The organism is Bowmanella yangjiangensis, assembly GCF_017255015.1.
GTDB classification, from domain to species: domain Bacteria; phylum Pseudomonadota; class Gammaproteobacteria; order Enterobacterales; family Alteromonadaceae; genus Bowmanella; species Bowmanella yangjiangensis.
Genome location: NZ_JAFKCS010000542.1, coordinates 1 through 509, shown reverse-complemented (window position 1 = coordinate 509; position 509 = coordinate 1). Strand labels below are relative to the sequence as shown.

1 pseudogene is annotated in these 509 nt (G+C 69.2%); it reads right to left on the bottom strand.

Features of this window, described 5'->3' with window-relative positions:
* Positions 1 to 120 precede the first annotated feature (120 nt).
* A pseudogene (locus J0A65_RS25565) lies at positions 121 to 509 on the bottom strand (CDP-glucose 4,6-dehydratase); the annotation flags it as partial.

Here is a 509-nt window from a genome sequence, read left to right as displayed (position 1 = left end):
ACCTTGCCGGACGGCGGCACGGCATCGCGGCCGGCTTCGAAGGCAGCAGGAGCCAATTGCAGTTCGGCATAGCGTTCCACCAGCTCGGCAATCTGCTGCCGCAGCGCCTGCGCCGTCTGTTCACTCATGGGTTTCGCCTTGATAGGCCGCGATCTGCGCACGGCTGAATGACTGCATGTCCTCGCCGGCCTGCCAGGCCTGGTGCCAGTCGAGGGTTCGTTCGATGGCCTGCTGCAAGGTCCAGCGCGGGCGCCAATCCAGACGCACACGCGCCTGGCTGGAGTCCAGCGCGAGCAGGCCAGCCTCGTGCGGCTGCTCACTCGCCTCGACCGACCAGCGCGCCTCATCAGGCCAGCGCCGGGCCAGCCGCTCGACCAGTTCGCCGACGCTGACCAGCCCCTCGTTGTCGGGGCCGAAGTTCCATGCCTCCGCCACGGCCTCGCCCTGCTCGACCAGCGCCTGCGCCAGGCGCAGATAGCCGTGCAGCGGTTCGAGCACGTGCTGCCAGG